A 19134-nucleotide genomic window follows, 5' to 3' on the forward strand; every position below is an offset into this window, starting at 1 on the left:
ATGCTGCACCGTGACAATTGCGTACCCGCCTGCCGCGCCGGGATCCCGCCCGGCCGCACTGTCTCCCCGATCTCAGCCTGCCCGCCCCCTTCGAGAGCTGCCCTCGCATGGCCTTCCTGAACGTCAACGCCACCCTCCCCGACAAGGGCCGTGATCTCCGGCTCGACCTGTTTCGCGGCGTCGCGAACTGGGCGATCTTCCTCGACCACATCCCCGACAACGTCGTGAACTGGATCACGACGCGCAATTACGGCTTTTCCGACGCCGCCGATCTGTTCGTCTTCATCTCCGGCTACACGGCCTCCTTCGTCTATGCGCGGATGATGCTGGAGCGCGGCTTCATCGTCGGGGCCACCCGGCTGACCAAGCGGGTCTGGCAGCTCTACGTCGCCCACATCATCCTGTTCGTGATCTATATCGCCTCAATCAGCTATCTGGCGCTGCGCTTCGGCGATAGCGAGATGATCAACGAGTTCAACGTCGCCGGTCTCGTCGACAACGCCACCGAGACGCTGCGCCAGGGCCTGTTCCTGCGCTTCAAGCCGCTCAATCTCGACGTGCTGCCGCTCTACATCGTGCTGATGGGCCTGTTTCCGCCGGTGCTGTGGTTCATGCTGCGCAAGCCCGATCTGACGATGGTGCTGGCGATCGTGCTGTGGCTGACGGCGCGCCACTTCGGCTGGAATCTGAACGCCTATCCGGCCGGCCAGTGGTACTTCAACCCGTACGCCTGGCAGGTGCTGTTCGTGTTCGGCGCCTGGTGTGCGCTGGGCGGCGCGCGGCGCTCGATGGCGCTGATCAACGCGCCGATCACGCTCTATCTCTGTCTCGGCTATCTCGTGTTCGCCCTGGTCATGACCATGGCGGGCCGCTTCCCCACGTTCGGCGGCATGTTCCCGGAATGGCTGTTCTCGGCCTTCAACCCGAACGACAAGACCAACCTCGCGCCCTACCGTTTCATCCACTTCGTCGTGATCGTGATCCTGGTGATCCGCTTCGTGCCGAAGGAATGGCCGGGGCTCGAATGGAAGGTGTTCGATCCGCTGATCGTCTGCGGCCAGCAATCGCTGGCCGTGTTCTGCGTCGGCGTGTTCCTGTCCTTCGTCGGCCATTTCGAGCTGTCGATGAGCTCGGGCTCGCTGCTCGCGCAGATCTTCGTCAGCGTCGCCGGCATCGCGATCATGACGACGGTGGCCTATTACATCTCGTGGTCGAAGAAGCAGGACAAGCCGCTGAAGCCGCCGCCCAAGCCGGCGGCAAGCGCGGCATAGGCGGGCCTGAGCCGGGAACGCCCCGCCGTTCGGGGCGCGCTGTTCGCGGAGCGCGCGGTCGCCTTGGCGGCTTGAGCCATCGATTGACCTGGGTCAACCGGGGGCTGCGCCGGCCGGCATAATGTCGTCACGACACGCGCCGCCGCTCCGATGTCGGCGGCCTCCCCTCGGACAAGGCCAAAAGCACATGCCCTCTCATTTTCACGCCGTGGTATGGATCGACCATTCGCAAGCCAGGATTTTTCATCTCGGCCTGAGCGGCTCCGACGAAGTCACGCTGCATCCGCACCTCGCGACGCGTCACCTCCATCACAAGGCCAACGTGGTCGGCAGCGGCCATGCCGCTCCTGACAAGGCGTTCTACACCGAAGTGAGCAAGGCCATCGCCGATGCCGGCGAGATCCTCATCATCGGTCCGGCCAGCGCCAAGACGGAGCTCGCAAGCTACATCCGCACGAACGCTCCCGATCTCGCCAAGCGGATTGCGGCGGTGGAAGCGGCCGATCATCCCTCGGACGCCGAAATCGTCGCCTATGCGAAACGTCACTTCAAACTGCCGCTGCCGCGCGTGCAGGCACGGGGATAGGCTGGCGAACGCCACTCGGCCTCAGCACGAATCCTGGGCGTGATGAGCGGTCAATCCCCGCTCATCGCGCTTCAGGCCGCTTCCTCGCTGTCGAACTCGGTGAATTTCTTGTAGATCCAATCGCGGCCGTCATGGCGGCGCCAGACCTTGCCGTACACGAGCTGCCCATTGATCGAGCGGCGGGGCACGATCACGGTCCAGAGGTGCCAGATCTCGTTCCAGCCCGACTGCGGACCGGCGGTCTTGAGGTTGCGATCGAAGGACATGGGCAGAACTCGCTGACGCAGAACTCACCTGATGCGCGCCGCGACGAGCCGTGATCGGTGTCGCAGGAATGGAGGGCAGCACATCGCGAGCCGGGTCCGATCTGATAGCAGCCCGAACAACGGCCGCAACAACCGCTCGGCTTTAACCTAACCGATCAACCTTACTTCTTGGGATGAAGCTGCGCGGTCGGTTGAATGCCGCAGCCGGCTCTTCTAGAATTGCACGCGATTTGAGAACGAGCGCAGGCTTACGCGCAGGTGCATTTTTGAACTGACGTCGAACTTTGTAACGGGTTGGATGTTTGAAGATCATTGACGGGCGGGGACGACCACGATGAATCTGGAATATGCATGCTTGCGCGTCGTGCTGCGCTGGGCGTGGTCTGCGCCGGCCGCAGAGACGGTTACCCCGGAACCGCCGAAAGCCGCCAACGACAACCAGACGATCTGGCCCTTCGTGCCGTTTCCCGCCGGCTGGTACGCCGCGGGCTGACCGGCCGGATCTGACAAGCCGTCTGAAAAGCGCAACGCCGCGCAAGCGGAATATCCATCGCTTGGCGGCGTTGCGTTTAGACGTTGGGCGCTGAAATCCCCAACACCGATATGTCTGCGGCGACGCCAGCAAGGTTCGATGACGTCTTGGTCATTCTGACCGGCTTCGCTCGACGCCGGCGCCTGACGCCGCCTGGCCATTGGCTTGCAGCCCGCCTTGCGCGGTACAGGTCCGGTTCGCCTGAGGCGGAGTTAGAATCGCAAGGAAAATGAAAGGGATTCAACCTCGGGACTGGTCGGGGCAGCTGGATTCGAACCAACGACCTGCAGTACCCAAAACTGCCGCGCTACCAGGCTGCGCTATACCCCGAATGTCCGGCTAAGCCCCGTCGATACACGCTTCCAAAGGCGCCAGCAAGCTCACAAACTGGTGCCAGCAGGGCTGCCAATGCCCCTCGCCTGCCCGCCCTATTTGCTGCCGAACAGCGGATGACCGACGCGGTCGCCGACGCGGATGCCGTATTTCTGCACCGTTCCCGCCACCACCTCCAGCACGGCCCGGGCCGGCCCCCGGGACGAGATGATCTTGGTCGACAGCGGCTCGGTGTTCTCGGCGATGCGCAGGATGCGCCCGTTGGCGCTGATGAAGATCATGTCGAGCGAGACATAGGTGTTCTTCATCCACATCGAGATCTCCTGCTCGGGATTGAAGTCGAACAGCATGCCTTTGCCGTCCGCCAGCTCCTTGCGGTACATCAGGCCGGTCTCTTTCTCTTCCGCGGTCGTTGCCATCTCCACCGAGAACACCTGCACGCCGTTCCTGGTGACGATCTCCAGCGGCTGGAAGCTGGCGGCGCCGGCGGGCGCGTTGGCGACGACACAGCCGGCGGCGATGAGGATGGCGGCGAGCCAGCCCTTCAGAGCGGACCAGACGGCCTTTCGATCAGGATTCATGGGGGACACTCGAGGCGTGGGACTGGAGTCAGTCCTTAAGCGGCGGTCGCCGGAAAAGCCAGAGGCGCGCCGGCCTGCCGGCGCGCCTCTGCTCACGATTGCGGGACCTGAAGGCTCGAACGGATCCGGTCGGCACGTCTTACCGTGCTCAGTGCGACTGCAGTCCCGGCGATCCGGTCTCGGGATGGATCTCGGCCGCCATCATGCCCTTGGAGCCGGGCCCGAAGCGGACCAGCACATACTGGCCGGGCCGGAGCTCGGTCATGCCGAAGCGGCGCAGTGTCTCCATATGCACGAAGATGTCGGGCGTACCCTCGCCGCAGGTCAGGAAGCCGAAGCCGCGCAGCCGGTTGAACCATTTGACCTGGGCCCGTTCCAGCCCGCTGGTCGGAGTGACCGTGACATGGGTGCGCGGTGGCAGCATCTGCGCCGGATGGATCGCAGTCGATTCGTCCATCGAGACGACGCGGAAGGCCTGATAACCCTTGGCGCGCTGGATGCACTCGACGACGATGCGGGCGCCCTCATAGGCGGTCTGGAAGCCGTCGCGCCTAAGCACGGTAACGTGCAGGAGCACGTCCGGCCAGCCATTGTCGGGAACGATGAAGCCGTAGCCCTTGGAGGCGTCGAACCATTTGATGACGCCGTGGACTTCGACGAGGTTGGCGCTGGCCTCGCCCAACCCGCTGAAGGGATTGAGGCCGCTGTCGCGGCCGGCACCGCCGTGTTCGCCCGGCGTGCCCCGCCCGGACGATACTCCCTGCCCGGGAACCCCGAGCTTCTTGGACTCAAATCCGTCCGACGACCCCATAACCCCGGACCCCACGCTGCCATGCAACCCGCCCACCGGCGGCGCTCGAATCACGCGTCTTAAGAGAATGTTCTCAATTGGACGCGACGCGAATCTTTCGACTCAAAAGATAACACTCCCGGTTGCGAGGCATAGACAAAAAAGAGATTCGCCGGAACCTATGAACAGCTTGCACAGCCGCGAATCAAATTGATGCCTCAATTGCCGACAAAGGGCCCGAGCGTTTCGCCGATGTCGTGACGGATGACGAGGTCGGCAATGTCGTCCTGCTCGGTCGGCTCGCGATTGATGATCACCAGACGTGCACCGGCGTTCCTCGCCATCATCGGAAAGCCCGCCGCCGGCCAGACCACGAGCGAGGAACCGATCGCGATGAAGAGGTCGCAGGCTTGCGACAGCGCGGTCGCGCGCTGCATTTCGTCCTCGGGCATCATCTGGCCGAAAGAGATCGTGGCGGTCTTCACCGGCTCGTCGCAGGCGGTGCAGTTGGGCGCGGCGCCGGCCTCGTCGAAGCGGCGCTTCACCCAGTCGAGCGGATAGGCCTGTCCGCATCCGATGCAACGCGCATAAGTGGTGTTGCCGTGAAGTTCAATCACGTGCTCGCCGGCGAAGCCGGAGGCCTGGTGCAGATTGTCGATGTTCTGGGTGATGACGGCGGGAACCTTGCCCGCGCGATAGAGCGAGGCCAGCGCGCGATGGCCACGGCCGGGCTTCGCCGCCGCGAACACCTCCTCCATCGCGAAACGGCGCCGCCAGGATTCGTCGCGAGCCGACTGGCTTGCGACGAATTCGCCGAACTCGATCGGACGGTAGCGCGTCCAAATTCCGCCCGGCGAGCGAAAATCAGGAATGCCGCATTCGGTCGAGATGCCGGCGCCGGTGAACGGCACGATCACCTTTGCCTCGGCGATCATGTCGCCCAGCCGTTCGACGCCGCTTTGAAGATCCGATGCAATCAATCGCGGCCTCCCGATTCGTTTTTGCCCTGGCAGCTCGCTGCGCAAGCGGCAAGATCATTGACGCTCTTATCAAGCGCCAACGCGATGCACTCGGCAATTTTTTCCGGCCTTCGCATATCACAATCCTGCAATGCCGCCTCCCCATTGACGCCCCATTCGGGAGCATCAATGGATGTGTGAATGCGACTCAAGATGATGCGGCGGCAGTGCTTGAGTTCAATAGTAACCCGAGGGGATGGCCATGACCGAAGACGAAGAACGCAAAGCCCGTGAGCGCGACGAGATCGCCGCCCGTGTCGCCGCCTTCCGTGCCACGCAGGAAAAATTCAAGCGCGAGCGCGAGGAGTATTTCGTGTCGACGCTGGAGAATGCCCGCAAAGTCGAACGGCCCTCGCTTTGGCCGTAACGCGCCTCTGATCATTGCGCATGAAAAAAGCCCGGAGCATCGCTCCGGGCTTTTCGCTTGTCGGGTGTTACCAATGGCGCCAGTGGTGATGGTGCCGGTGGTACGGTCCGCCGCCGTAATAGCCGTAGGGGCCAGGCTCGTAATAATAGGCGGGGCGGTCATAATAGCCGTAGCGGGGGCCGTAATAGCCGTACGGGGATGCTGCGACTGCGCCCGCGGTGATCGCGCCGGCGGCGAGGCCAAATGCGAGGCCCGGGCCGATGCCGCGCCCGCGTGCCTCGGCCGGCGCAGGGGCTGCAACCGCGGTCACGCCGACGGCTGCGACGGTGGCCAGAACTGCCAATGTCTTCTTCATGCTCTCCTCCTTCGCGTCTTGCCGGGATTAACGACGCGCGCCTGCGATAGTTGCGCGCAGGTGCGGAACCGGCCGCTGCAAACAAAATGCAGTCGGCCGGAACGAAATCGCCGGGCGCGCATTACCTCTCCAAGTGCGGGAGCCTCCGCCATCCGGTTGAGGCGACAGCACGAAAGACCCCGTCGGCATCTCCACGATGCCGGCGGGGTTTTCAGTTTCACGGGAACAGATGGCAGCACACGGCGATGGCTGCCAACGGGGCGAACGACCGAGGAGGAAGATTTGCCCTTATCCGCTTTGCTGGCCCGCATCCGTAAACTGGTTCCCAGATCCGACGATCGGCATTACGACGAGATCGTGCGCAACTTCGGTAATGGCGCGCTGCATCCGCCGCCGACGCCGATGAGTGACCGCGAGCTGGCGCGGGCCATCGCCGAGTTCCTGAAAGAGCAGCCGTCGAGCGAATCCGTTGCGACCCTCGGCCGCCGCCTGGACCCCTCCTCTCCGGTTTGAGCTGCTATTCCGCGGAAGCAGGGAACCGGGATTGCGCGCGGACATTGAACTCTCTTCACGCAGAACGGAAGAGGCCGACATGCCCGCATGGCTCGAAGTGCTGCTCAACCTGTCCGGCTATGCCGGCTTCCTGGCGCTCGCCTCGCGCGGCACCACATGTCCGGAAGTGCCGGCTGGCAATCGCAGCTACAGCGACGAGCGCTAATTGGGTACGACACTCTCTCTGGCGCGCGCCGCTCAATTGGCATGCGCCGGCTGGCCCGCCGTGCGCACCAGCCGGTCGGCCTTGACCGCAACGCGCGTGTCCTCGACCTGCGGCCGCAACGAAAAGCTGACCACCACGAATGCGAGACAAAACAGCGTGCCGACGATGGCGACGCGCCGGTAGGTGTGGCGGTCGCCCTGGTAAAAGGAAGGCTGTGAAAAAGGTGTCATGACAAAATTGCTTGTTGCAAAGCCGTTTCTTGCTTGTCGTTGCCAGACACCTACCCGATGCGGCGACAAGCGCAACGCAATTGGGCTTTTAACCTAACCGAATAGGGTTATCGGCTTCCGCGCAAAGGATCGTTAGGAACTTGCGTTGCCATCGCGACGCGTTGCGTTCCCTCATGCGAAGCAGAGTTACGACAGCGCTGCTTGCCGACCGGCTTCGTTCCAGCTTCGACTCCTTTTCGTTCTCAAAGAACGAATCGGAATCGGAAAAACAGCGCGACGCGATTCCTAACGATCGATGAAAGCGCGCGCCGCAAAGTCGTCTGCCGCAAGACTCCCCGGCACGATCTTCGGCGGCAAGAATTTCGAGACGGCCGCAAACACGACGACGATCTCGCGGCATGGCTCACATCGAAAGCTGTTGGCGGAGACCGCCGTCATCGGCTGGGCGCATCGCGGACATGTCATGCAGGCCGAACGCTGACGGCACAGCTTCGTTCCTGCACGTCGTTCCCGCAGGCGGCTTCTGCGCGCAGATCAGGCCGCCCGCTTCGCTTTGCCCTTCTCCGAAAAGCATTCCAGGATCTGAATGCGGAGCTCTTCTGCGGCCGGACCCTCGAGCCTCCTGAGCTCGTTCCAGAGCCTGATCACTTCGCGCTGCTTTTCGACGGTCATGAGTCGCCTCCTTGCGGTCGATCCAAAGGAGGCGCATTAGAACAAAGAGGGAACAAAAAGTCCAGCGCGATTTTCCCGGCACGTCGCTTTGAACCTTTTCGGCGCAGCGCGGACCCATGGAAGCTGGGGATTTCAGCGCCCAGTTATATGGCAGCGCCGCGGTGAACGAACATACTCCGTCACCCGCGGCGCTGTTGATTTTTGGATTTTCAACTTTAAGTTTGAGCTACGGCTGACGGCCAGGCGCTGAAATCCCAACGTCGTCAGTCGGAAGAGCCCCGTGCGAAAGCGCGGGGTTTTCTTGTTTGTCCTGATCATCGTGGCGATGTTCGGCATCGCGGATGCCGAGCACCACTTTGGTCTTCAGCCCTTGATCGCGGCGCCGTCCTGCGAAAGAGCGCGCTGCAACGATGTCGCCAGCGTCCTAGACGGCGTCCTTGGCCACCTTGAGCGGCGAGGCCTTGACCGACTTGCTCGCGGGCTTGGCCGCAAACTGCATCGGCTCCTTGGTGAAGGGATTGACGCCCATGCGGGCTTCGGTCGCCGGCTTGTTGACGACCGACATCTTCACGAAGCCGGGAATGACGAACTCGCCGGACTCGTTGAGCTCCTTGTAGCCGACGGTGGCCATGTATTCGATCACCGACTTCACGTCGTTCTTCGAGAGCTGCGTGCCCTCGGCAATCGCATCAATCAATTGGGTTTTCGTCATCTTCGCCATCTCTGAATTCCTTTTGTGCGCGCGAGCAATTTTTGCTGTGGACGCGGCCTGAAGCGCGGGGGGCGCGCTGGCTGATTTCATGCCTGAGGTCATGAAGTGACGGGCTTAGAACCCATCGAAGCCGAAAACGCAAGCTGCGGCTCAGCGGGGTTCCCGACTTCCTGTGTAAGCTGGCGCAGGCCTGCCACTTTCGTTTTGAACCATTTTGTCCCTGGCGCGTCTTATCATTGAAGTCCCCAAGCTTCACCCCACCAGAGAGCCCCGCTTCCCCCAGGCGGGGTTTTCGCTTTGCGCGCCTGGCAGAACGTCTCCGGCTGCTATAATGGCTTGAGGGTTTGTCGCGGGGTGCTCATGAAGGTCGCTATCGTCATCGCAGGTTTGATCGTCGTGGCCGTCGCCGCCCTCGTCGCGCTCCAGCCGAGCTTCCTGAAACCTGCGTCCCTCGCCGTCGTGAAGAAGTCCGACATCTTCGGCTTCTCGCCCGGAATGACATCCGAGGAGACCAGCAAGCTCGTCAGTCGACGCCATTATCTCTGCCGTCAGGGTCGCAACTCCTCTACCCTCGAATGCGATATCAACGGCGCCAAGGTCACGGTTGACAGCGACGAGGCTGATCCCAGCCGCCCGATCTGGCGCGTCAATGCGACGGTGAACAATCCGGGACCGCAGGATGCTGCCGTCAAATCGATCTCCGACCAGTTCAACGCGCAAGCCATCAAGGACCGCGACGGATGGACCTGGATCGTCGGCCGCGGGCTCAAGCTGAGCTATGACGGCCTCGCCTTGAGCCTCGTGGACGAGGCCGCGGAGGCCCGGCTGCGCAAGGTGGATGCCAAGCGCTAACGCATGATCCGGAAAACTGCGCAGCGGTGGTCCGGAACGATCATGCTTGAACGACAACCTGAAGCGCGACGGCGATTCATTTCTCGTCGCGTCGCGCTTTGGAGCCTGACGTCACCTCGTCGTGAAACTTGTGGCCGGGCGCGCGTTGTTGACGCTTCAGTAACCTAACGCGGCCAAGCTCCATTCAGTCTTGTTGCGTTGGAGTATCCCACAGTGCTTGATTTTGACGAGCTGCGTGAACTCGCGGCCGATGTTCGTGTCTTTGTCGAGCTCGCCGAGGACAAGGCCGAAGCGCTCAAAGCCGTCATCGCGGCCTATGACGTGGTCCTGGCGATCTTCCCCGCCGACGACGGCATGGGCCTCCATGTCATCAAGGGCAGCGAGATCCTAAATGGGATCGCAAGGTCAGGGAGCCACGCGGCCTACAGCCACACGGCGATCGCGGTCCCCGACCTGCAACATGCGCAAGCGCTCAAGCTGCTGACGGCCCCGGTCGAGCAACGGATCGCGGCCTAGCTGCAGGCGTCGGGGATGGCTGCCTCGGCTGTCGTCCCAGGGGCGTCTGAGGGTGTTATCAACGGAGCCGATTCAGTACCCGGAGGGGGAGCCACGATCCCAGCACCATCAAGATCGCGATGATCGCAACGACGGCGTACTTCAGCGGCTGTTGCGACGAGGCGAGCGAGCCTTCGAGGCGAAGGTAAGGCAGCACGGCCTCCATGCCCATTCCGATGAGGGCAACCGCCGTCAGGCCGCCCACGATTGATGCGAAGAGATTGACGATCCATCCCATCACGCCGCGCTCGTTCGACCACGCCTCGTAGATCGCGACCGCCAGCGTCACGACGACAAAGACCAGCATGAAGCTCATCGAGCCGCCGACGCTCGACGTCGGGCCGAACGCCTCCAGCAGCAACATGGCCGCCACCGCAAGCAGCGTGATCGCCTTCACGAAGCTCTCCTCATCCGTGCCCCAGCAGCAGCACCGCAGAGCCGATCACGATACAGGCGAGGCCGAGGACAGCCGTCGCGATCTCGACGGCATTTTCCAGGCCGAAGAACCTGATGACTGCACTCCATGCGGCCGACAGGAGAATTTCCACGATCGCGCTGAGCAGGGCTTGCAGCATAGAATTGGTCGCGCCGGTGGAACCGGGGTTCGGCGACGGCGGGTTAAATTTAGCCGCTGCCCACGATCTCCTCACCGAATATCCCCGGCCTTCCGGCTGTCACCAATCGAGACCGGCTTGTTGAGAAAATACTCGCGGTTGCCGGTCGCGGCTTCCGCGTACTGGTCGATCGCCACGATGATGGCCTGGACGTGGGCATAGCACCACCCTTCCCGCGTTGCCCGTCGGCGAACGTCCTCGAGCGCGGTCAGAAAAGGCGACAGCTCTCGCTCGTCATCGAACCATCGCCTGCTCACCATGTCCTCCCGCCGAGCACCCTGCCCTTGGCCGCGCGCGGCTCCGCCGCCTTCAGCGCGTCCCGCTGCGCGCAAAGACTCTCGACCTTCGCTTCCATCCGCGACAGCAGCGCTTCGGCCGAGGCCGTGCCGATGCCGGCCCGCTGCAGCTGGAGGATCTCCCTCCTGTGCCTTCCCATCTGGATACGCATCCGTTCGATCTCCCGCCTGACATAGTCTAGGTCCGGCATTGTTCCGCCTCGCGAATTTTGGAGCTGGCTCATAAGAACAAAAGAGGAACGAAGAGTCGAGTCCGACGTTGTACGGAGACAGAAAGGAGATGCGCGATGGCCGACAACACCCGGAAGGAACCGAAGGACTGGGTTTCCGGAGAGGACCCGATAACCGGAGCTCAGGAATCCTACCTCAAGACCCTCGCCGAGCAGGCACACGAGAGCCCGCCAGAGGACGAACTGACCAAGGCCGAGGCCTCGGAGCTGATTGACAAGATGCGGCAAAAGGCCGGGCTGGACAAATAGGCGCGGGAATTGCCGAAATGCGGTGCCGTGTGTATGCAAACGAAATTGGGAATCGAAAATGCCTTATTTCGTTTGCGCCCGCGACGGAGCGGGCCAGATCATCTTGAAACGCGACACCAGGGAAGCGGCCGAGAAGAAGGCCGCCGAGCTCCGCGAGATGGGCTGTTTCGAAGTCGAGATCATTGCGAAGGGTGTCGAGAAGGCGGCGTGAGGAACTGGTGAGCTGCCGGCCGAATTGGCCAGCCATGACCAGGGACTCCCTCAAGCAGCAGGCCGACCGCGCGGAAGCTCTCGCCGCGCAAACTGCGGATGGCGAAATCAGAGAAGCTCTGTTGAAAGCTGCGCAGGAATATCGGGCGCAGCTCGAGAACGGTGACGACGAAGCCGAGCCAGAGTGATCGTGGCCTTTTACATCGGAGCGTCCCTCGGATCTCGGCACAGCGCGCTTAGGAACAAGTCCGGCCAATCGGAATTCACCGATTAAGCAGTGCCGGCATTCTCCCCCCTGTGTGTCGGCACTGACAGCCCCGTGGCGCCGCCGCTGCGGGGCTGTCCTTTAGGAGGCTATCATGAGCGACCGCACGGGCAACGAACCCGCACCCCTGCTGCTTTTCGGCGTGGCCATTCTCCCGGTCATCGCGGTGCTGGCCTGGTTCGCGTTTTGATTATGACTGACGATTAGAGCACTTCGGCTCGGCCTAGGCGCTCTGAGCGGCTTTACTGCTACCGAACCAAGCTCGTAGGATGGGTAGAGCGAAGCCAAACCCATCGATGGCCTTGTTGCGTGACGAAACATGATGGGTCTCGCAAGTGCTCTGCTCGTCCTGCGAGCTCACGCACGTTCTTCGGCGGCAACCCTCGTGCCTCACTCCCCCGACTTTCAACAAGCGATCAGGCAATCAACGCACAACGGTGTCCTGAATGAAGACCGCACTTGTCTTCGGCGCAACCGGCTTCATCGGCTCGCATTTGCTGCGCGACCTCCTGGACAGCCCCGACTATTCGCGGGTTGTCGCGGTGGCCCGCAAGCCGCTGGCGGTGAGCCATCCGAAGCTCACGGTGCTGATCGGCGATCTCGCTTCCCTGCCCGCCCTCAAGCCGCAATTGGTTGCGGACGAGATCTTCATCGCGCTGGGGACGACAGGAAAGCACACGCCTGACGAGGCCGAGTATTACAAGATCGATCATGATTATCCGGTGTTGGCGGCCGAGATCGCCAGGGCGAACGGCGCGCGGTCGGTGTTTCTGGTCACGGCCGTCGGCGCCAACGCCGCTTCCAGCGTGTTCTATCTCAGGACCAAGGGCGACGTGGAGCGCGACATTCTCTCGCTCGATTTCGAGCACACGCATATTTTTCGCCCGTCGATGATCCTGGGCGCGCGCGACGAGGACCGCCCGCGTGAACGCCTCATCATCGCGATCTGGGGCGTGCTCAATCCGCTGCTCGTTGGCCCGGCCGACCGCTATCGCGGGCTCACCGGCAACGACATCGCGCACGCCATCGCCAAAGCCGCGCGGCATCAAACCGAGAAGGTGCGGATCTATCATTGGAAAGAGATGGCGGCACTGCTTCGAACGTGATGCAGTCCGAGCCGAACCGGCGCCCTTCACGCACATTTGCCGCGGCCCCCTGCCCCTCCTGCCCGTTTCCTGCTATTTCCTACCCGCCGTCCGGGCCCAAGACAAAACCCTCCGTCCGTTCCAGGGAGCAACAACCATGCGATATCTCCACACCATGCTGCGCGTGCGCAATCTCGATGCTGCGCTGAAGTTCTATCAGGATGCGCTGGGCTTGAAGGAGGTGCGGCGGATCGAGAACGACAAGGGGCGGTTCACGCTGGTGTTCCTGTGCTCGGCGGACGATCTCGAGGCGTTGAAGAAGCAGCCGCCGACACGCGGCGCGCCGCTGGTCGAGCTCACCTACAATTGGGACGAGGAGACCTACGGCGAGGATCGCTTCTTCGGCCATCTCGCCTATGAGGTCGACGACATCTACGCCACTTGCGAGAAGCTGATGAAGGCCGGCGTCACCATCAACCGTCCCCCGCGCGACGGCAACATGGCCTTCGTCCGCTCGCCGGACCTGCACTCGATCGAGCTGTTGCAGAAGGGCGATCCGAAGCCGCCGCAGGAGCCCTGGCTGTCGATGCCCAACACCGGCCATTGGTAGGTTGCGGCAGGGAACAAGTGGCTACCGCCAGCGTTCATCTTCCAGTGATGCGATTGGAGGAGAATACAATGGCAAGAGGCATGTTGCTTTGGATGCTTGGCGTGCCGATCCCGGTGATCATTCTGTTGTGGCTGTTCTTCGGCCGCTGACCGTCAGGTTGACGTTTGCAATGAAAGCTCCGCCTTGTGCGGAGCTTTTTGCATGAGAGGCGCGATGCATCGCGCATCGCTCAAGGCGGCGAAATCCGCTATCACCCGCGACAAGCAACAACGCCGCGGGAGACGTTTCATGCCTGACACCAAGCTGACGATCTGGGGCCGCGCCAATTCGGTCAACGTGCAGAAGGTGCTGTGGTGCCTGACCGAGCTCGATCTGCCCTATGAGCGTATCGATGCCGGCATGAGTTACGGCAGGACGCGCGAGGCCGAGTATCTGGCGATGAACCCCAACGCGCGGATCCCGACGCTGGTCGAGGGCGACTTCGTGCTGTGGGAATCCAACTCGATCATGCGCTACCTCTGCCTCGCGCATGGAAGCGGCACGCCGATCTATCCCGAAGCGGCGAAGCAGCGCGCCTCGGTCGACCGCTGGCTGGACTGGACGCTGTCGACGGTGCAGCCGGTCGACCGCCCGGTGTTCTGGGGCATCGTGCGCACGGCGCCCGCCGAGCGCGACATGATCCAAGTGCAGCGCGATGCCGACGCCGCCGCCGAGGTCTGGGCGATTGCCGACCGCCTGCTCTCCTCACGCCGGTTCATGGAGGGCGATGCATTCACGCTCGCCGACATCGCGGTCGGCTGTTATGCGCGGCGCTGGCTCGGGGTCGAGGGCATCAGCCGGCCGGCGCAGCCGCACCTGACGCGCTGGCTCGCCGAGCTCGGCAAACGGCCCGGATTCGCACAGCATGTCGCACCGCCGATGTCGTGAGCCGGCGGCGCGGCGTAAGCCCCCGCCGTCAGCTCGGCACTTGACGGCTACTGTGCATGGGGTTGTTTTCGCGTTTTTTGTCCTGGGCCTAGTCTGATGGGCCTAGCTCGTCTTGGGCCTAGCGCCAGCCGCGCTCGACCAGCAGCACGCAGACGATCAGCACCAGGGTCACCGCCGCGGTCGCCAGCCGCGCCGTCCAGCTCAGGCCGCGGCCGACCCACCACAGCAGCGCGCAATACATCACGACGGGAACGATGAGGTCGAGGCGGATGAGATCCGGCGACATCGGCCTTTAGCGCCTGACCGTGGTGTCGATGCGGCTCGAGCCCTCGATCTTCACGCAGGTCCCAGTGCCCTCGACCATGACGAAGCGCGGGCCATAGGAGGCGCAGGCGCCTGCTCGGGCCTTGCCGGCCGTGCTCTTCAGCGGCGCGGTGGTCGCGCCCGCCTGGGGCCGCTCGGCAGGCGGCAGGCGCAGCGCCTCCGCCGCGGCGGCGGACGTGACGAGCAGCGAGATCAGGATCAAGAGCTTGGTGCGCATGGCGGCGTTCTAGCCCGGACCGGCGCAGCGCGCCATCGGGGCGGACGCACCCGCGATCAGATGAACTTGATGCCGGCCGATTTGCCGCGGCGCCAGACCACCTGGCAGCTCCGCCCGGTGCGCGAATCGCGTGCGAAGGCGAGCCGGATCACGCCCGGGAGCTGGCTGGCGTCCTCATCCAGGGTGATCTTGGCGCCGGAATCCGAGATGTCCTGGACCAGGCAATGCCGCGCGGCGAAGCCGCCGTCGAGCGTGATCCAGGCGTGCTTCGACAGCAGCTTGCGGGCTGCGCGCTTTTTCGGCGGTGGCATCGGCGAGAGATCTCCCTGTCCAGCGCTACCCGGCGCCCCCTAAGAAACCGTTGCAATTGCCGGCCGATTATCGCCGGATCGGCGCTGTCCACCGGGGCCAAAAGACCGGCCCCGACCGGCTTGCCCGGAGGCGGAAAGGCCACTATACGTTCGCCCGCTGCAAGCCGCCGGGCCCTGTTCGGCCGGCCAGCGGCCGTGCCGGAAACAACGGCAAGGCCCTGCGTTTGCTCCCTTCGTCTATCGGTTAGGACGCCACCCTTTCACGGTGGAGAGAGCGGTTCGATTCCGCTAGGGAGCGCCAGTGCGCGGGCGATGAGCCCCTCGGCTGCCACGGTCGAACGGCAATTTCCGCAGCTTCCGCATGAACCTCCCCGCCGCTCGCCACCGACCAATGTCGGTTGGAACCGGTCTTGGCCCATGGCGCAGCACTTCCCCGAAATTGATGGTTCGTCCGGCGCGTCCGCAATGACGCCGGAGCTTCCGCCGTGGCTGGGCCATCCGCGCCCGCCTCCATCGGACCTGCGCGCCAAGATGCTGGCGCACATGGCCCGCGCCCGACCGCAGTCCGATCTCGCGCCGCCCGCGCCGGCGCCTTCAGGCCGGATCACCCGGGAGCTCCTCGACGATATCGTCGGCCACGTCATCCTGTTCGGTGTCGCCGCCCTGCTCTTCCAATCGCGCGTCCCTCTCTATTTGGGGGCGTTCATCCTCCTGACCGACGGCGGGCGCATTGAAAGCGCGCTGGCAAGGATCGGTATCCGGCTCGAGCCCGAAACGATCGGCGCAGACATCGTCAAGCGCTCCGCATTCTGGTTCGGATGGTTCGCGTTGCTGGCCGCCTTGAAGGGCTCCGTCCCTGTCTGGCTCGCGCCGTGGATGCCGCCGGCGGATTCCTGGTCTTTCCTCGCCGGCATCGCCCTCCTGCTCGCCGTCGTCGAAGCATTCACGGCACTCGCATTGCGGCGCGCATTGCGGCAACTGGGATGGGAGATCAGCCCGAACGGCCTGACCTGGATGACGATCCAGTTCGCCGTGGCCTTCGGCGCATTGGCCTTGCTCGTGCTGTTCGGATCATCCTAGGCAGCGCTTTTACCGCCGCGCCCGCAATGACGAGGTTGTGAGAAAGCTTCCGACAAACCGGGTCCTTATGCCGCGCTTTTTCCGGCGCGACCGAGCCGTGCGTTTACCGGAAATTTACCCCCGCTTTTGAGCGCAGGTATCATTTACTTAGAATCTGACCGCTACCGTGGAATTACGGGAACGATCCCAAACACGGTTGGCGCGCATGTCCGTCACAGAGTTCCTCAGGCAACGAGCAGTGGACGTCGCCGTGAACGGCAGCTACTCGCTGCCGCGCTGGTACGATTGCGAGGGCAAACTGCGCACCTTCGCCTGCCGCACCAAGCGCGTCTCGCCCTTCCGCATGATCGTGGACGTGCCTGTCGTCGGCAAGGTCGGCGAGCGGCTCACGTCCTACTTCCAGGATTTCGGCGAATTCCAGTGCACCATCAGCGCGACGCTGAAAGCCGGCTTCCTGATGGAGCTCGACATGACGCGGGCGCGGCGCGCCTGGATGTCGGAAAAGCTGACCTGGCTGGAGAAGAAGCAAAAGGACGACAGCATCCAGGAGCTGCGGCGCGATGCGCGCTTCGTTCCCCAGGTCTCGCACAGCCTCCTGACGCTCGCCGACGGCAGCACACATCCCTGCTTCATCATCGACGTCTCCACGGCCGGCGTCGCCATATCCTGCGAGTACGACCCGCCGGTAGGAACCGCGCTGGCCGTCGGCGCCTGCGTGGGGCGGGTCATCCGCAAATTCGACAACGGCTTCGCGGTCAAATTCGCCGAAAAGCAGGCGCGTGACGACGTAGTCCACCTCATTGCGCGCTCGCCGCTGCAGCAGTCGGCTTGAGGCGGACCGGCCCTCTCGCCTCCGCATCGCTGCCCTATCGCGGCCCCATTGCGGGATCAGCTTTCGACGGTCCGTGCCTTACGCCGGACGTCATTTGCGGACTCGCGATCGGGGGACCGGATGGCAGTCAACAAGACCACGGTTGATAAGATCACCGTTGATAAGATCACTTGGGACAGGGTCGGCCGGGTCACCGAGCCCGGACGCTACATGTACACGTTCGGCTGGCTCACCATCACCGCCGGCGATCTGGAGATCTGGAAGCTCTACCCGCAGGCCGCGTTCACGTTGCTGGCGCAGCCGGGTGACCCCGACACATCCCCGGGCGGCGAGTTCCATCTCGGTGCTTTCGACGTCGCCCCCGAAGCGCCGCCGCCGTTCACAACCCACTGACGGCGGAAAACCGCCGGCCGGTGCGGGAACGCATGACATGGGCGTTGCTTTATAATCGTCATGATGCACATCCCCGCCATCGACCAAGTCTTCCTGCTGATGCTCATCGTGTTCTGCCTCGGCACGTGCCTCGTACGCGTCTTCTGGGAACTGGAACAGGCGCGGTCGCACCGGACCGGCTCGCCGCCCCGCAGGGACCCCAACCGCAACTAGAGGGCCTGCCGGCCGTCCCATCTGGGGACCAGCCTGGTTTCTGCGCTCCGCCACGACAGCCGGAGCAAGCTGCCCGGTGACTCAAAGAAACCTGCGCATATCATTGATCTGATTTGCCAACGCGCTCCGATCCCGTCAGACATCGCCGTTGCCATGGCTGACGAACAGGTGTTGGGATGCAATTGATTACGCTTGCATTCTCCAGCCCGGCAGGCGGCGGCAGATGAACGGCAGCTGTCGCGTGCGTTAAGTGAGCCGACAGCGAGCGCATGACACATGGTCGCATCGCTGAATGTAGATTAGCGGATCAAGGGAACCTATTTTCGGCGCCGATGTACCTGATCGAAGCGTTGCCCACCGTCATCGGAACTGCGGCCATCGCCCCGGCGCTGCTGATGCTGTGGCTTGTCATCGCCGCTGAAGAACGACCCGGCCCGCCCGCTCAGGTCTGGACCGCGTTCCTGTTGGGCGCGGCCAGCATCTCGTTGCTTGGCCTTGCCCGGGCCCCCTTCGCCAAGATGGTCGCCGCCCCCGACGACCCCTGGGCGGCGCTGGCCATGCATTCGATCTTCGGCGTCGCGCTGCCTGAGGAAGCCGTCAAGGTGATCGCCATCGTTCTGATCTCCTCGACCAAGCGGCGGACCTTTGCCAACCCGATGGACACCGTGGTCTATGGCGCTGCGGTCGGCCTCGGCTTCGCTGCTTACGAGAACTTGGCCTATCTGGTCCAGCACGCCGACATGTGGCGCTCGCTGGCCGCCTTGCGCAGCGTGCTGACCGTGCCGTTCCACGGCGCGCTCGGCATCATCGCGGGCGCCTACCTGACGATCGCGCGCGCCGGCACGGCGCTGGGCGCGAACCGCCACCATCGCGACTGGGCGCGCCTGTCCAGCCGCCTCCTGATGCTCGCCGGCCCGCTCGCGCTGCATTCGGCGTTCGACTTCCCGCTGCTGACACTGCAGAGGATGCCCGATCTCGATCCGACGCTGCGGATGTGGTTGGGCGCGGCCAGCCTGCTGGTCGGCTTCGGCTCGATCGCCTTCGCAATCCGCCTGGTCCGGCGCGTCGCCCGCCACCACGCCCCCCGAACCGATATTGCGCGGGAGCGGCTCAGCCAGCTCCGCCGGATGTGGGCGCTGCTGCTCGCCGGCGGCGGCGTCGGCTTTCTCGGCCTCGCCTTCGTGCTGACCTCGATCCATCACTGGCTGATCAATCCCGAGCGCAACCTGACGCTGGCCCTGATCCCGATCGGGTTCGTCTCGATCCTGCTCGGCCTTGCGCTTCTGATTGTCACCACCGCGATCTACATTCTCGGCCGCAACCGTATCCGTACCAGCGCGGAAGGTTTTTCGTCGGCGTCCGGCAGCGGTTGATCCACCGCATGGCGCGCACGCCGCGCGCGTACTAGATTGAGTGCCGACCTTTGGATCTGGAGCCTG

At 63.6% G+C, this 19134-nt stretch carries 33 protein-coding genes and 2 tRNA genes; 19 read left to right on the forward strand and 16 right to left on the reverse strand.

All coding sequences use genetic code 11. From position 1 onward, the window contains the following. Nucleotides 1-107: 107 nt before the first annotated feature. Nucleotides 108-1271: an OpgC domain-containing protein gene (locus tag WI560_RS16185; protein ID WP_028136564.1), complete on the forward strand. Its 1164-nt coding sequence runs from the start codon at nucleotides 108-110 to the stop codon at nucleotides 1269-1271. A gap of 187 nt (nucleotides 1272-1458) precedes the next feature. Then, the gene (locus WI560_RS16190; protein WP_375304010.1) at nucleotides 1459-1857 is read left to right on the forward strand and encodes a translational machinery protein; all 399 of its coding nucleotides are present in this window, start codon (nucleotides 1459-1461) and stop codon (nucleotides 1855-1857) included. A 71-nt stretch (nucleotides 1858-1928) separates the two neighbouring features. On the opposite strand, the gene WI560_RS16195 is transcribed toward WI560_RS16190, so the two are convergent. Next, the gene (locus WI560_RS16195; protein ID WP_257179626.1) at nucleotides 1929-2123 is read right to left on the reverse strand and encodes a hypothetical protein; all 195 of its coding nucleotides are present in this window, start codon (nucleotides 2121-2123) and stop codon (nucleotides 1929-1931) included. Between the two features lie 334 nt (nucleotides 2124-2457). Here WI560_RS16195 and WI560_RS16200 point away from each other — a divergent pair, with 334 nt between their 5' ends. Further along, entirely contained in the window at nucleotides 2458-2616 is a 159-nt protein-coding gene (locus WI560_RS16200) for a hypothetical protein (protein ID WP_375304011.1), read from the forward strand. A 292-nt stretch (nucleotides 2617-2908) separates the two neighbouring features. On the opposite strand, the gene WI560_RS16205 is transcribed toward WI560_RS16200, so the two are convergent. The 4 genes from WI560_RS16205 to WI560_RS16220 all read right to left on the reverse strand — a co-directional run bounded on the left by WI560_RS16205 (nucleotide 2909) and on the right by WI560_RS16220 (nucleotide 5339). Continuing rightward, nucleotides 2909-2985, reverse strand: a tRNA-Pro gene (locus tag WI560_RS16205). A gap of 98 nt (nucleotides 2986-3083) precedes the next feature. Then, on the reverse strand, nucleotides 3084-3569 hold the full coding sequence (locus WI560_RS16210; protein ID WP_375304012.1) for a DUF192 domain-containing protein: 486 nt from the start codon (nucleotides 3567-3569) through the stop codon (nucleotides 3084-3086). A gap of 148 nt (nucleotides 3570-3717) precedes the next feature. Continuing rightward, on the reverse strand, nucleotides 3718-4380 hold the full coding sequence (locus tag WI560_RS16215; RefSeq protein ID WP_375304013.1) for a cold-shock protein: 663 nt from the start codon (nucleotides 4378-4380) through the stop codon (nucleotides 3718-3720). Nucleotides 4381-4577: 197 nt separating this feature from the next. Continuing rightward, complete coding sequence (locus tag WI560_RS16220; RefSeq protein ID WP_375304014.1) at nucleotides 4578-5339, reverse strand: NAD-dependent protein deacetylase; 762 nt, start codon at nucleotides 5337-5339, stop codon at nucleotides 4578-4580. 241 nt (nucleotides 5340-5580) lie between these two features. Between WI560_RS16220 and WI560_RS16225 the strand changes: the two genes are divergently transcribed. Then, entirely contained in the window at nucleotides 5581-5745 is a 165-nt protein-coding gene (locus WI560_RS16225; protein ID WP_162832225.1) for a hypothetical protein, read from the forward strand. Between the two features lie 67 nt (nucleotides 5746-5812). On the opposite strand, the gene WI560_RS16230 is transcribed toward WI560_RS16225, so the two are convergent. Continuing rightward, nucleotides 5813-6100: a hypothetical protein gene (locus WI560_RS16230; RefSeq protein ID WP_375304015.1), complete on the reverse strand. Its 288-nt coding sequence runs from the start codon at nucleotides 6098-6100 to the stop codon at nucleotides 5813-5815. Nucleotides 6101-6382: 282 nt separating this feature from the next. On the opposite strand from WI560_RS16230, the gene WI560_RS16235 reads away from it, so the two are divergent. Together WI560_RS16235 and WI560_RS16240 are read left to right on the forward strand one after the other, a co-directional pair. Then, nucleotides 6383-6613, forward strand: a complete 231-nt coding sequence (locus tag WI560_RS16235) for a hypothetical protein (protein WP_028136571.1) — start codon at nucleotides 6383-6385, stop codon at nucleotides 6611-6613. A gap of 79 nt (nucleotides 6614-6692) precedes the next feature. After that, a complete protein-coding gene (locus WI560_RS16240) occupies nucleotides 6693-6818 on the forward strand; it encodes a hypothetical protein (RefSeq protein WP_375304016.1) in 126 nt (41 codons plus the stop codon). Nucleotides 6819-6850: 32 nt separating this feature from the next. Here WI560_RS16240 and WI560_RS16245 read toward each other — a convergent pair whose 3' ends face one another. From WI560_RS16245 to WI560_RS16255, 3 genes are all read right to left on the reverse strand, one after another. Then, complete coding sequence (locus WI560_RS16245) at nucleotides 6851-7048, reverse strand: hypothetical protein (RefSeq protein WP_028136572.1); 198 nt, start codon at nucleotides 7046-7048, stop codon at nucleotides 6851-6853. Nucleotides 7049-7582: 534 nt separating this feature from the next. Continuing rightward, nucleotides 7583-7720, reverse strand: a complete 138-nt coding sequence (locus WI560_RS16250) for a hypothetical protein (protein ID WP_194402184.1) — start codon at nucleotides 7718-7720, stop codon at nucleotides 7583-7585. Nucleotides 7721-8144: 424 nt separating this feature from the next. Then, entirely contained in the window at nucleotides 8145-8441 is a 297-nt protein-coding gene (locus WI560_RS16255) for an HU family DNA-binding protein (protein WP_018323108.1), read from the reverse strand. A 351-nt stretch (nucleotides 8442-8792) separates the two neighbouring features. Between WI560_RS16255 and WI560_RS16260 the strand changes: the two genes are divergently transcribed. Both WI560_RS16260 and WI560_RS16265 read left to right on the forward strand, forming a co-directional pair. Beyond that, complete coding sequence (locus WI560_RS16260; protein WP_375304017.1) at nucleotides 8793-9284, forward strand: hypothetical protein; 492 nt, start codon at nucleotides 8793-8795, stop codon at nucleotides 9282-9284. A gap of 213 nt (nucleotides 9285-9497) precedes the next feature. After that, entirely contained in the window at nucleotides 9498-9800 is a 303-nt protein-coding gene (locus WI560_RS16265) for a hypothetical protein (protein ID WP_028136575.1), read from the forward strand. Nucleotides 9801-9858: 58 nt separating this feature from the next. On the opposite strand, the gene WI560_RS16270 is transcribed toward WI560_RS16265, so the two are convergent. From WI560_RS16270 to WI560_RS16285, 4 genes are all read right to left on the reverse strand, one after another. Beyond that, the gene (locus WI560_RS16270; protein WP_375304018.1) at nucleotides 9859-10236 is read right to left on the reverse strand and encodes a hypothetical protein; all 378 of its coding nucleotides are present in this window, start codon (nucleotides 10234-10236) and stop codon (nucleotides 9859-9861) included. Nucleotides 10237-10246: 10 nt separating this feature from the next. After that, nucleotides 10247-10414 (reverse strand): hypothetical protein, encoded by a 168-nt coding sequence (locus WI560_RS16275; RefSeq protein WP_257194571.1) that lies wholly within the window; start codon nucleotides 10412-10414, stop codon nucleotides 10247-10249. Between the two features lie 71 nt (nucleotides 10415-10485). Next, nucleotides 10486-10713 (reverse strand): hypothetical protein, encoded by a 228-nt coding sequence (locus WI560_RS16280; protein WP_028136577.1) that lies wholly within the window; start codon nucleotides 10711-10713, stop codon nucleotides 10486-10488. Beyond that, nucleotides 10707-10940, reverse strand: coding sequence for a hypothetical protein (locus WI560_RS16285; protein ID WP_257179608.1), 234 nt, complete (start codon nucleotides 10938-10940; stop codon nucleotides 10707-10709). Before WI560_RS16285 ends, WI560_RS16280 begins: the two co-directional genes overlap by 7 nt. Before the next feature lie 96 nt (nucleotides 10941-11036). On the opposite strand from WI560_RS16285, the gene WI560_RS16290 reads away from it, so the two are divergent. The 6 genes from WI560_RS16290 to WI560_RS16315 all read left to right on the forward strand — a co-directional run bounded on the left by WI560_RS16290 (nucleotide 11037) and on the right by WI560_RS16315 (nucleotide 14325). Beyond that, complete coding sequence (locus WI560_RS16290; RefSeq protein WP_375304019.1) at nucleotides 11037-11228, forward strand: DUF3072 domain-containing protein; 192 nt, start codon at nucleotides 11037-11039, stop codon at nucleotides 11226-11228. 58 nt (nucleotides 11229-11286) lie between these two features. Beyond that, nucleotides 11287-11439 carry a hypothetical protein gene (locus tag WI560_RS16295; protein ID WP_257194568.1) on the forward strand — a complete coding sequence of 51 codons (153 nt, stop codon included), beginning with the start codon at nucleotides 11287-11289 and terminating at the stop codon, nucleotides 11437-11439. Nucleotides 11440-11473: 34 nt separating this feature from the next. After that, nucleotides 11474-11626 (forward strand): hypothetical protein, encoded by a 153-nt coding sequence (locus WI560_RS16300; protein WP_375304020.1) that lies wholly within the window; start codon nucleotides 11474-11476, stop codon nucleotides 11624-11626. Nucleotides 11627-12149: 523 nt separating this feature from the next. Next, entirely contained in the window at nucleotides 12150-12809 is a 660-nt protein-coding gene (locus WI560_RS16305) for an oxidoreductase (RefSeq protein ID WP_375304021.1), read from the forward strand. A 136-nt stretch (nucleotides 12810-12945) separates the two neighbouring features. After that, complete coding sequence (locus tag WI560_RS16310; protein WP_375304022.1) at nucleotides 12946-13398, forward strand: VOC family protein; 453 nt, start codon at nucleotides 12946-12948, stop codon at nucleotides 13396-13398. 288 nt (nucleotides 13399-13686) lie between these two features. Continuing rightward, nucleotides 13687-14325 (forward strand): glutathione S-transferase family protein, encoded by a 639-nt coding sequence (locus tag WI560_RS16315; RefSeq protein ID WP_375304023.1) that lies wholly within the window; start codon nucleotides 13687-13689, stop codon nucleotides 14323-14325. 118 nt (nucleotides 14326-14443) lie between these two features. Here WI560_RS16315 and WI560_RS16320 read toward each other — a convergent pair whose 3' ends face one another. The 3 genes from WI560_RS16320 to WI560_RS16330 are packed head-to-tail and all read right to left on the reverse strand — an operon-like array spanning nucleotide 14444 to nucleotide 15177. Then, nucleotides 14444-14611, reverse strand: coding sequence for a hypothetical protein (locus tag WI560_RS16320; RefSeq protein ID WP_063831427.1), 168 nt, complete (start codon nucleotides 14609-14611; stop codon nucleotides 14444-14446). A 6-nt stretch (nucleotides 14612-14617) separates the two neighbouring features. Next, on the reverse strand, nucleotides 14618-14866 hold the full coding sequence (locus WI560_RS16325) for a hypothetical protein (protein ID WP_375304024.1): 249 nt from the start codon (nucleotides 14864-14866) through the stop codon (nucleotides 14618-14620). A gap of 56 nt (nucleotides 14867-14922) precedes the next feature. Beyond that, entirely contained in the window at nucleotides 14923-15177 is a 255-nt protein-coding gene (locus WI560_RS16330; protein ID WP_028136585.1) for a PilZ domain-containing protein, read from the reverse strand. A 226-nt stretch (nucleotides 15178-15403) separates the two neighbouring features. Here WI560_RS16330 and WI560_RS16335 point away from each other — a divergent pair. The 5 genes from WI560_RS16335 to WI560_RS16355 all read left to right on the forward strand — a co-directional run bounded on the left by WI560_RS16335 (nucleotide 15404) and on the right by WI560_RS16355 (nucleotide 19068). Continuing rightward, nucleotides 15404-15478: transfer RNA gene (locus WI560_RS16335), tRNA-Glu, on the forward strand. Between the two features lie 116 nt (nucleotides 15479-15594). Further along, the gene (locus WI560_RS16340; RefSeq protein WP_375304025.1) at nucleotides 15595-16257 is read left to right on the forward strand and encodes a hypothetical protein; all 663 of its coding nucleotides are present in this window, start codon (nucleotides 15595-15597) and stop codon (nucleotides 16255-16257) included. 205 nt (nucleotides 16258-16462) lie between these two features. Continuing rightward, complete coding sequence (locus WI560_RS16345; protein ID WP_028136587.1) at nucleotides 16463-17089, forward strand: pilus assembly protein PilZ; 627 nt, start codon at nucleotides 16463-16465, stop codon at nucleotides 17087-17089. A gap of 120 nt (nucleotides 17090-17209) precedes the next feature. After that, on the forward strand, nucleotides 17210-17482 hold the full coding sequence (locus WI560_RS16350) for a hypothetical protein (RefSeq protein ID WP_257179596.1): 273 nt from the start codon (nucleotides 17210-17212) through the stop codon (nucleotides 17480-17482). A 545-nt stretch (nucleotides 17483-18027) separates the two neighbouring features. Next, on the forward strand, nucleotides 18028-19068 hold the full coding sequence (locus tag WI560_RS16355) for a PrsW family glutamic-type intramembrane protease (protein ID WP_375160220.1): 1041 nt from the start codon (nucleotides 18028-18030) through the stop codon (nucleotides 19066-19068). Nucleotides 19069-19134 lie beyond the last annotated feature (66 nt).

Source organism: Bradyrhizobium sp. A11 (assembly GCF_042077125.1).
Taxonomy (GTDB): Bacteria; Pseudomonadota; Alphaproteobacteria; order Rhizobiales; family Xanthobacteraceae; genus Bradyrhizobium; species Bradyrhizobium japonicum_B.

Bases quoted from the DNA above. Each gene is read 5' to 3' on its own strand.
- WI560_RS16185 (WP_028136564.1), top strand. From the start codon at position 108: ATGGCCTTCCTGAACGTCAACGCCACCCTCCCCGACAAGGGCCGTGAT.
- WI560_RS16190 (WP_375304010.1), top strand. From the start codon at position 1,459: ATGCCCTCTCATTTTCACGCCGTGGTATGGATCGACCATTCGCAAGCC.
- WI560_RS16195 (WP_257179626.1), bottom strand. From the start codon at position 2,123: ATGTCCTTCGATCGCAACCTCAAGACCGCCGGTCCGCAGTCGGGCTGG.
- WI560_RS16200 (WP_375304011.1), top strand. From the start codon at position 2,458: ATGAATCTGGAATATGCATGCTTGCGCGTCGTGCTGCGCTGGGCGTGG.
- WI560_RS16210 (WP_375304012.1), bottom strand. From the start codon at position 3,569: ATGAATCCTGATCGAAAGGCCGTCTGGTCCGCTCTGAAGGGCTGGCTC.
- WI560_RS16215 (WP_375304013.1), bottom strand. From the start codon at position 4,380: ATGGGGTCGTCGGACGGATTTGAGTCCAAGAAGCTCGGGGTTCCCGGG.
- WI560_RS16225 (WP_162832225.1), top strand. From the start codon at position 5,581: ATGACCGAAGACGAAGAACGCAAAGCCCGTGAGCGCGACGAGATCGCC.
- WI560_RS16230 (WP_375304015.1), bottom strand. From the start codon at position 6,100: ATGAAGAAGACATTGGCAGTTCTGGCCACCGTCGCAGCCGTCGGCGTG.
- WI560_RS16240 (WP_375304016.1), top strand. From the start codon at position 6,693: ATGCCCGCATGGCTCGAAGTGCTGCTCAACCTGTCCGGCTATGCCGGC.
- WI560_RS16245 (WP_028136572.1), bottom strand. From the start codon at position 7,048: ATGACACCTTTTTCACAGCCTTCCTTTTACCAGGGCGACCGCCACACC.
- WI560_RS16250 (WP_194402184.1), bottom strand. From the start codon at position 7,720: ATGACCGTCGAAAAGCAGCGCGAAGTGATCAGGCTCTGGAACGAGCTC.
- WI560_RS16255 (WP_018323108.1), bottom strand. From the start codon at position 8,441: ATGGCGAAGATGACGAAAACCCAATTGATTGATGCGATTGCCGAGGGC.
- WI560_RS16260 (WP_375304017.1), top strand. From the start codon at position 8,793: ATGAAGGTCGCTATCGTCATCGCAGGTTTGATCGTCGTGGCCGTCGCC.
- WI560_RS16275 (WP_257194571.1), bottom strand. From the start codon at position 10,414: ATGCTGCAAGCCCTGCTCAGCGCGATCGTGGAAATTCTCCTGTCGGCC.
- WI560_RS16280 (WP_028136577.1), bottom strand. From the start codon at position 10,713: ATGGTGAGCAGGCGATGGTTCGATGACGAGCGAGAGCTGTCGCCTTTT.
- WI560_RS16285 (WP_257179608.1), bottom strand. From the start codon at position 10,940: ATGCCGGACCTAGACTATGTCAGGCGGGAGATCGAACGGATGCGTATC.
- WI560_RS16290 (WP_375304019.1), top strand. From the start codon at position 11,037: ATGGCCGACAACACCCGGAAGGAACCGAAGGACTGGGTTTCCGGAGAG.
- WI560_RS16295 (WP_257194568.1), top strand. From the start codon at position 11,287: ATGCCTTATTTCGTTTGCGCCCGCGACGGAGCGGGCCAGATCATCTTG.
- WI560_RS16300 (WP_375304020.1), top strand. From the start codon at position 11,474: ATGACCAGGGACTCCCTCAAGCAGCAGGCCGACCGCGCGGAAGCTCTC.
- WI560_RS16305 (WP_375304021.1), top strand. From the start codon at position 12,150: ATGAAGACCGCACTTGTCTTCGGCGCAACCGGCTTCATCGGCTCGCAT.
- WI560_RS16310 (WP_375304022.1), top strand. From the start codon at position 12,946: ATGCGATATCTCCACACCATGCTGCGCGTGCGCAATCTCGATGCTGCG.
- WI560_RS16315 (WP_375304023.1), top strand. From the start codon at position 13,687: ATGCCTGACACCAAGCTGACGATCTGGGGCCGCGCCAATTCGGTCAAC.
- WI560_RS16320 (WP_063831427.1), bottom strand. From the start codon at position 14,611: ATGTCGCCGGATCTCATCCGCCTCGACCTCATCGTTCCCGTCGTGATG.
- WI560_RS16325 (WP_375304024.1), bottom strand. From the start codon at position 14,866: ATGCGCACCAAGCTCTTGATCCTGATCTCGCTGCTCGTCACGTCCGCC.
- WI560_RS16330 (WP_028136585.1), bottom strand. From the start codon at position 15,177: ATGCCACCGCCGAAAAAGCGCGCAGCCCGCAAGCTGCTGTCGAAGCAC.
- WI560_RS16340 (WP_375304025.1), top strand. From the start codon at position 15,595: ATGGCGCAGCACTTCCCCGAAATTGATGGTTCGTCCGGCGCGTCCGCA.
- WI560_RS16345 (WP_028136587.1), top strand. From the start codon at position 16,463: ATGTCCGTCACAGAGTTCCTCAGGCAACGAGCAGTGGACGTCGCCGTG.
- WI560_RS16350 (WP_257179596.1), top strand. From the start codon at position 17,210: ATGGCAGTCAACAAGACCACGGTTGATAAGATCACCGTTGATAAGATC.
- WI560_RS16355 (WP_375160220.1), top strand. From the start codon at position 18,028: ATGTACCTGATCGAAGCGTTGCCCACCGTCATCGGAACTGCGGCCATC.